This is a genomic window from Methanobrevibacter sp. (assembly GCF_045644645.1).
In the GTDB taxonomy this organism is placed as follows: domain Archaea; phylum Methanobacteriota; class Methanobacteria; order Methanobacteriales; family Methanobacteriaceae; genus Methanocatella.
In genome coordinates this window covers 1-7917 of the sequence record NZ_JAZRHE010000038.1, presented here as the reverse complement: position 1 = coordinate 7917, position 7917 = coordinate 1, and the positions used below count along the sequence as shown (strand labels likewise).

Annotated in this window: 8 protein-coding genes and 1 pseudogene; 7 read left to right on the top strand and 2 right to left on the bottom strand. The window is 33.8% G+C overall.

Going from position 1 to position 7917, the window contains the following annotated elements; translation table 11 throughout:
- Nucleotides 1–66: 66 nt before the first annotated feature.
- The 5 genes and pseudogenes from ACKI4K_RS02605 (at nucleotide 67) to ACKI4K_RS02585 (ending at nucleotide 3055) form a co-directional block, all read left to right on the top strand.
- On the top strand, nucleotides 67–441 hold the full coding sequence (locus ACKI4K_RS02605; protein ID WP_407421989.1) for a pilus assembly protein: 375 nt from the start codon (nucleotides 67–69) through the stop codon (nucleotides 439–441).
- Nucleotides 442–447: 6 nt separating this feature from the next.
- A pseudogene (locus ACKI4K_RS02600) lies at nucleotides 448–583 on the top strand (NADH:ubiquinone oxidoreductase chain G-like protein); the annotation flags it as partial.
- A gap of 566 nt (nucleotides 584–1149) precedes the next feature.
- Entirely contained in the window at nucleotides 1150–1488 is a 339-nt protein-coding gene (locus ACKI4K_RS02595; RefSeq protein ID WP_407421991.1) for a molybdopterin-dependent oxidoreductase, read from the top strand.
- 9 nt (nucleotides 1489–1497) lie between these two features.
- A complete protein-coding gene (locus ACKI4K_RS02590; RefSeq protein WP_407421987.1) occupies nucleotides 1498–2637 on the top strand; it encodes a Coenzyme F420 hydrogenase/dehydrogenase, beta subunit C-terminal domain in 1140 nt (379 codons plus the stop codon).
- Nucleotides 2638–2647: 10 nt separating this feature from the next.
- On the top strand, nucleotides 2648–3055 hold the full coding sequence (locus ACKI4K_RS02585; protein ID WP_407421985.1) for a hydrogenase iron-sulfur subunit: 408 nt from the start codon (nucleotides 2648–2650) through the stop codon (nucleotides 3053–3055).
- A gap of 420 nt (nucleotides 3056–3475) precedes the next feature.
- Here the strand turns inward: ACKI4K_RS02585 and ACKI4K_RS02580 are convergent, their stop codons facing one another.
- The gene (locus ACKI4K_RS02580; RefSeq protein ID WP_407421983.1) at nucleotides 3476–4297 is read right to left on the bottom strand and encodes a nicotianamine synthase family protein; all 822 of its coding nucleotides are present in this window, start codon (nucleotides 4295–4297) and stop codon (nucleotides 3476–3478) included.
- A 420-nt stretch (nucleotides 4298–4717) separates the two neighbouring features.
- Here ACKI4K_RS02580 and ACKI4K_RS02575 point away from each other — a divergent pair, with 420 nt between their 5' ends.
- Entirely contained in the window at nucleotides 4718–5527 is an 810-nt protein-coding gene (locus tag ACKI4K_RS02575) for an ADP-ribosylglycohydrolase family protein (protein WP_407421981.1), read from the top strand.
- Between the two features lie 44 nt (nucleotides 5528–5571).
- Nucleotides 5572–7005: a DUF6056 family protein gene (locus ACKI4K_RS02570; RefSeq protein ID WP_407421979.1), complete on the top strand. Its 1434-nt coding sequence runs from the start codon at nucleotides 5572–5574 to the stop codon at nucleotides 7003–7005.
- Here ACKI4K_RS02570 and ACKI4K_RS02565 read toward each other — a convergent pair.
- Nucleotides 6986–7777 carry a TrmB family transcriptional regulator gene (locus ACKI4K_RS02565; RefSeq protein ID WP_407421977.1) on the bottom strand — a complete coding sequence of 264 codons (792 nt, stop codon included), beginning with the start codon at nucleotides 7775–7777 and terminating at the stop codon, nucleotides 6986–6988. The two genes, ACKI4K_RS02570 and ACKI4K_RS02565, sit on opposite strands and share 20 nt — an antisense overlap.
- Nucleotides 7778–7917: the final 140 nt, after the last annotated feature.

Sequence of the window (7917 nt, the reverse complement as noted above, 5' to 3'; positions counted from 1 at the left end):
GATTATTTGATTAAACTGTTAATTGGATAATTTAAATAAATTTTTATTAACTAGTTGGGGAGTATTATGGAAATTTATATGCAGAAAATTGGATTGATTAGAGATGATGTAAATCCTAAAAATTTGAGTTTAAATTTGGATATTGATTGGGCAGTGGAATATAGAAACACTGATCAGGAAATGATTGATTTTGATATTATTTTAAAATCATGTGAAAAATTTGAATTGAACTTTAAAATTGAGGGGATTATAATATTGGGTATGTTTGAAAAGTTCTCACAGGAAGAAGTTTCTCAAATAATATTCCATAAAGCATGTAAAGTTCTTATGGATATGGTTTCTATAACTCGAGAATCCAGTCATATTTTATCAAATTCTGATGATTCATTAAGTATTGGTAGCGAACATATCCAGAATACTCTTCTAAACTATTTTTGGTGATGTATTATGTTAGAAATTAAGCACACGTTATGCCCTTCATGTAGTGTTGGTTGTGGTATTAATGTGGTTTTAAAAGACGAAAATATTGTTGGAACTTTTCCTTACAAAAGACATCCTGTCAATGAGGGGAAAAATTGTCTAAATGGAAGAAATTCTGTTGAATGTTTTAAAAACAAAATTGTAAAAGCCACAATTTCTAATTCTGAGGCTGATGTTGAAAAAGCTATTGAGGAAGTATCAAAAGAGTTATCATCAGCCGATGCTTCAGGTGTTACAGTAGTCTGTTCTGGAAATAACACTCTTGAAGAAATTGAAGCTATTAAAGATTTTGCAGAATCTAAAGGTTATAACATTGCTCTTTATGCAAACGATTTAGGCAACTTTGATGAAGTTGCATCCTATGGTGATGTTGAAGAGGCAAATGTTGTTTTGGTAATAGGGGACCTGCTTTATGGCAACCCATTGCTTGGAAGAAGAATTGTTCATGCAAAACAGAATGGTGCAAAGATTTATGCTGTAGGTTCACAAGAATCCGTAACTGCAAATATTGCTGATGAATTTGCTGACCAGCCCATTCAAGAATTTTTGGATGCAGAAAAATCTGACCTTGATGAATCAAGTGTCATTATCTTTAATGAAGTAAGTTGTGCTGAAGATTTAGATAGAATTTCAGCTTTAGCTAATGAAACTAACTGCAAAGTTTTGCCTGTGTATTCAAAATCCAATACAAAAGGTGCTTTAGGCATTTTGGAATCCAAATCAAAAGATGAAATATTGGAATTGTTTGAGAATACTAAAGTGTTAATCGTATTCAATGATGATGTAATGGATGAAATCGAATTTGATTATGGTAGAATATCAAAAGTAATCAGTTTTGCTTGCTGTGAAAATGAAACAACTAAGTCATCTGATATTGTTATCCCTGTAAAGTCATGGTTGGAACATGAAGGATCATTTGTAAATGCAATGGGTGAAACTCAATCATTCAGTGCTGTTATCGAATCAGATATTTTAAGTGAAACAGATATTATTGGAAAATTGAAATAGAGGGATAATATGAGTTATGTTTTAGCAAAATCTCAAAATGATGAAATACATAAAGCGGGCGAATGTGGGGGAGCTGTAACAAGTATTTTCAAGTATTTGCTTGATGAAGGATTGGTTGATGGTGTTTTAGCAATTAAGCCTTGTGATGATGTTTATGATGGCATACCAACTTTGATAACCGATTCAGAAGATTTAATCGGGGCTGCAGGATCATATCACTGTGCTCCTACAATGGTTGGAGACATTATCCAGGAATATTTGTCTGATAAGAAAATTGCAGTATCAGTAAAGCCATGTGACATTCGTTCTATTGAAGAACTTATCAAAAGGCATAAAATAAACAAGGACAACATTTATACCGTTGGTTTAAACTGCGGTGGTACTGTTTCACCGGTATCCGGTAGAAAAATGATTGATTTGTTCTATGAAGCAGATCCTGATGATGTTGTAAGTGAAGAAATTGACAAAGGTCAGTTCATAATTGAACTTGCAGACGGTTCAGAAGAGGCAGTAAAGATTCATGACCTTGAGCAGGAAGGCTACGGCCGCCGTAAGAACTGTCAAAGGTGTGATGTGAAAATCCCAAGAAAAGCAAATATCGCCTGTGGAAATTGGGGTGCTGAAGACGGTTGGACATTCATTGAAATCAATGATGAAAGAGGTCAGGAATTAATCGATGGCGCTAAAAAAGCAGGGTTCATTGAAACAAAATCCCCTGCGGATGCCGCTGTTGAAGGAAGGGCGAAAGTCGAAAAAATCATGATAAACATGGCCAAAAAGAATCAGGATGCAATGTATCCTCTTGTTAGTGAAATTAATGAATGGAATCGTTGCATAAGCTGTTATGCATGTCGTGACATCTGTCCGATCTGCTGGTGTCATGAAAATTGTGAATTGGGCAAGTCTTACTTTAAAGATGATTCAAGGCTCACGCCTACTCCAATCGCATTCCAAGGTGTAAGGCTGTCTCACATGAGTTTCAGTTGTTGTGACTGCGGACAATGTGATGATGTGTGTCCAATGGATATTCCTGTTTCATTGATCTTTGATAAATTGCAGAAAAAATATTATAACAGAACTGGCTATGTAGCTGGAGTGTCAGATGATATTAAGCCTCCATTATACAGTCCAGATAAAGTTGAATTATGAGGTGTTTTCAATGTCTGATGATTTAAAAATAGTAGGTTTATTATGTAACTGGTGTTGTTATGGTGGAGCGGATACTGCAGGTACTGCACGTATGCAATATCACCCTAATATCAGAATCATTCGTGTAATGTGCTCCGGAAGAATCAATCCATCAATGGTTTTCAAAGCATTTGAAGAAGGGGCTGATGGAGTGTTTGTAGGTGGCTGCCATATTGGGGACTGCCATTATGATGCAGGCAACTACAAATGGTCTAGAAGAGCAAAAATTGTTGAAGATATTATTGAAGAGTTTGGAATTGAAAGGGAAAGGTTCCGTCATGAATGGATATCCGCTTCAGAAGGTGAAAAATTCCAAAAAACCATGGAGGAATTCCACAAGACACTGTCAAAACTTGGTCCGTTAGAGTTAAATAAATAATCAAATGAAGCCAGCCTAGATGTAAATAGCTATATTAGCTATTTACTTCTCTTCCTAATTGTCTTTCTAAGATTAGTGAGCTAATTACTAATGTTAGAAAGATAGTTGAATAGAGAATATTTGATTATTTTTCAATTAATTATTTCTATGTTGATAAAATCATCAGCCAATAACTATATTGTCGGCATAACCAATTTAGTTATTATTTTTTTCTCCATCAATGTAGAATAATTAAGTTTTAACGAAAAGAGATTTATATGAAGATCATGTAGGTTTCTTTCACTGTCTACAATAGCTATTAAAGCAATCTCTCCTCAAGTCTTTAATAGCTATAACTCTATTTAATCAATTTTATTTTAGAAAAAACAAACATTAAAGGAGTATATTGTTATAAAAGAAGAATTTTAAAGAAAAGAAATTTTAAATCACTTTTCTTAGCAATACGCTTGTATTATTGGAATTTCCTAATGGAAGCAACATTACCTCTTTGTGGAATCCCCTAAGGATTGTATCTGTTAATGGTGCATAAAGAATAGCCCTCATACCGCTGTATGTTCTAACGAGAACCGGTGTTTTTTCATCAACAATTTCCCAAACGTTAGAGAACACTCTTTCTTTAGGTTCGGCAAATGCAGCCACCATCAATATGTCATAATCAATGTCCTTGAGTAATGTTTCATCCCCGACCAGTATTTCAATCCCATCGTCAAGGCCTAATTGTTTAATAACTTTTCTGGATAATTCCGCCACTTCTTCTTGAATTTCAATACCTATGCATTTGCAGCCGAATTTTTGTCTGAATAGTATTAATGTCAATGGCAAAGGTCCGCTGCCTACAAAAACAAAGGTTTTGTCTTCGTGCCAATGGGCCAATTTGGATTCATTTGTAAGTAAACCCTGGTATCTTTCATAGAAATGAAATGTATCTAACGCCGCTTGAGGATCATCTGATTCGATTATCTGCATTGCATTGTTTGTTTCCAGTCTTGCCCCAATATATAAATAGAATTTTCTGATTAACTTTAGAGCATTATTCATTTTTTCATCATCCAGAATATGTTTCGCTGAATCAAAATCTATTGTCTCATCGTGTGCGATAACTTCAATTTCATCTAATAATGAGGTTATTTCACCTAAATCAACATCATTTAAAGAAGATAGGTCATCTAAAGAGTCAATGCCATAATTTTCTAATTTGTCTGCGATTTCTTCTATTTTTGGCCAATATTTCCAACAACTCATATTAAATCACTATGGAGATATATTGCATTACTAGTAAATAAGTTTTTAATTTTTTTCAATTTAGTATTACTTGCTTAACTTAATTTAATACTCCCTTATGTCAATTTTCAGGATGTTTGCAGTGATTTAATGGAAAAGTAGGATAATTATATTTTTTTTAGGATTCCAGGACTTTTCCTGGAACCATATTTTATGTTAGTTTTTTGTGAAGTAATTTTTTTGAAATTCCTTTTTTTTTAAAGTAACACGATGAATTTATTCAAGGAAATGATTCAGTTTTTTAGGAATTTCCGTGTTTGGTGATAATGCTAGCTATTATCAAATTTAATTATGTTATATCTATTATTTAATCTTTTTCTTTGATTTTAAGGCAATTTAACACAGTCAGAGCAATTTTTTCTTTTGAAGTAAATTATTTTAATGATATTTGTACAACATATTAACATGAAAGGAATTATCGGTGCAATATCAGGAGATATTATAGGTTCAACAAGGGAGTTCAATTCAATCAAAACAAAAGATTTTAATCTGTTTACTAAAAAATCGACATTTACTGATGACACTATCATGACATTGGCCATTGCAAATTGGTTAATTAAGGATAAGGTCTCTAAAAGAGTTTTGGTTGATGAATTGAAGTATTGGGGAAATAAGTATCCCAATGCCGGTTATGGGGGAATGTTTAATAATTGGTTAAAGCAGGATTCGCCACAGGCCTACGGCAGCTGGGCCAATGGCTCTGCAATGCGCGTTTCACCATGTGCCTGGGTTGGGGAATCTATAGAGGAAGTCCAGAATTTGGCTTATAAATCGTCTGTTGTAACTCATAATCATCCTGAAGGAATTAAAGGGGCATTGGCTACTGCAGACGCTATTTATCTTGCAAGAATCGGTGCTAAAAAGCAGGAAATAAAAGACCACATTGAAGTCAGGTATCAATATGATTTGGATAGTAAGTTGGATGATATAAGGCCTTATTATGACTTTGATGTTTCCTGTGCCGGAAGCGTTCCAGAATCGATAATTTGCTTTTTGGAGGCAAAAAACTTTGAAGATGCCATTAGAAATGCAGTGTCTCTTGGTGGTGATGCAGATACTCAGGCGGCAATAGCAGGAAGCATTGCCTCAGCATATTGGGATGTTCCGAATGGAATTGCATTTAGAGCCATTCATCGTCTGGACTATGACCTGTTAAGGGTTTTCATCGATTTTGATGAAAAATTTATGTAACTCGTCAAGTATTAAATAGTTTTTACAACTTAAATATCTAACATATGAATTATAATATTAAAAAGTATTTTCCGTTTATCCTTTTTGCAGCGTTAATGTTAATTTTACATCTGGTTATGGGTTTAAATGGGGATGACATCAAATATGCAAAAATCCTAAATAATCAGACTGTAATTGATTATATTAATTACAGGTACTTTAATTGGTCCAGTAGGCTAATCATCGACACTGTTTTGGCCATTTTGGCTCGTCAGAACATGATTATCTGGAAAATTTTAGATATTATAATTTACACTTTTGGAGTTTACTATATCATCAAATTGGTGGATAAAAAGTATTCAAGGAAAATTGCCTATTTGGGAGTTTTCCTGTTTTTAATGTATCCATTTTATGAAATGGCAAGTGCGGGATGGATTTCAACAACTCTTAATTATTCATGGTGCTTTGCATTGGGGATGGTTTCGTTCATTCCATTGATTTATGAAGCCCATGGTGAAAAAGCAAATAAATACGTATACGTCATTTCCCTTTTGGCACTCTTATATGCCGCAAACCAGGAGCAGAGCGGAGCGCTGATATTCGGATTCAACTTGTTATACCTGATTAACTCTTTTATTAACAAAAAAAGGGTTAATAGGTTTAATGTTCTGGCAATTGCAGTATCTGCAGTTTCGCTGATTTTCATATTCACATGTCCTGGAAATTCCATAAGGTTTGCCCATGAGGTTTCCTATTGGTATCCCGAATTTGCCAGTTTCACAATCCTCGATAAATCATATCTGGGACTTGTTACCACATTTGGAAACATAATAGAGCAAAAGGTCATATTCCCATTATTCTATATTGTTTTATGTGTTTGTGCATTAGTCAAATCAAAAAATAAATACTTAAAATACTTCTGTTACTTCAATATCTTCCTGATATTATTCATAACAATATTCAATGCGTTCATTGACATTTCCGTTTTGGAAACTTCTCTTAAATCTCTTGGAAGTGTTCCCAATGTCATTAAAGGCTCACCGCTAATGACAATTCCGGCTATATTTAAACAAATAGTCAATGCAGCTCCATACATTACGGAGACTTTAAGGTTATTCACCTATGAAGGCCTTCCGGCCGTCAACATCAATTCAATCAGCATTGTGATAATCTGTTTGTATTTATTGATTAGCAGCTGCATAATGCTTGTCAAGGCATTTCCTAAGGAGTTGCTTCCGCTTTTCATATTTCTTGGAGGATTCGCCTCAAGGTTCATTATAGGATTTTCTCCAACGGTATTTCCGTCAGGTGCAAGGGTTACAATATTTTTCTATGTCGCCTTGATTGCATTGGCATTGATGCTTATTAAAAAGTTATACGATGAACATGCAATGCCTGCCAAATGGCAGTCTGTTTTAGAAAAGACAATATTGATAATTGCAATCTTAAATTATCTAATCGTTTTTGTAATTACATTTATTAAATATGGGATTTTTTAAGATTTCTTTTGTTTTTGATCTTATTTAATTGATTCATAAAACGGTCATCATAGTTTTTAGCCACATCTTCGTATTTGTTCCATATTCCAATGGCCGTTTGGGGGATTACGTTACGTTTGTCTTCTGAAAACTTGGTATATGTATGCATCATTTCCTTTGAATCTGAAATCAGGACTTTTACAAATGGAATGTCCGCTTTTTGAATGTTGATGTCTGCATCTTTAAACATTTTAATGATATTTACTTCTTCATCGTTAATGTAACATGTTGGGGAAGCCAGGATATTCACTTCCAATCCGCGCCTTCTTTTGAAAGCTTTAACAAGCGCTTCTCCTTCACCTTCAAACAAAAAACCAATTCTCATGTTTATTGAAGATTTGGCTCGATTGATAATCTCAATTTCCTGGTCTATGATTTTTTCAACACCATAGATTCTCCAGATCGGCGCCTGCACTTGACTCATACCGTTTTCATAAATATAAGTCAATCTTGTTATTGTATCATCAATTTCTGAATTGACATGTTCTTTTTCACGGCTCAATACTTCGACTGGAGATTTGACGTTGTATGTTAAGGGTCTTCCATCTTCAACATCAATGAAATTTTTTTTAATCAGTCCCTTTAGAACATCATATATTTTACTTCGAGGGATGCCTGATTTTTCAGCTATTTCACCTGCGGTTGATGAGATTAATGAAGTGAGCGTTACATATGCTTGAGCTTCATACATTGTCAGTCCTAATCCTTTGAGTACAGTTATATTTTCATCCATAATTTTACTATTTATTTCATATTATATATTTATTACTACTTTTAACCCTTGTTTAGTGACAAAATATTTATATATACTTTAAATCTATCTTTAATTAACTAATATTAAGAGGTAATTAAAATGTCCGATGGATTAGATAT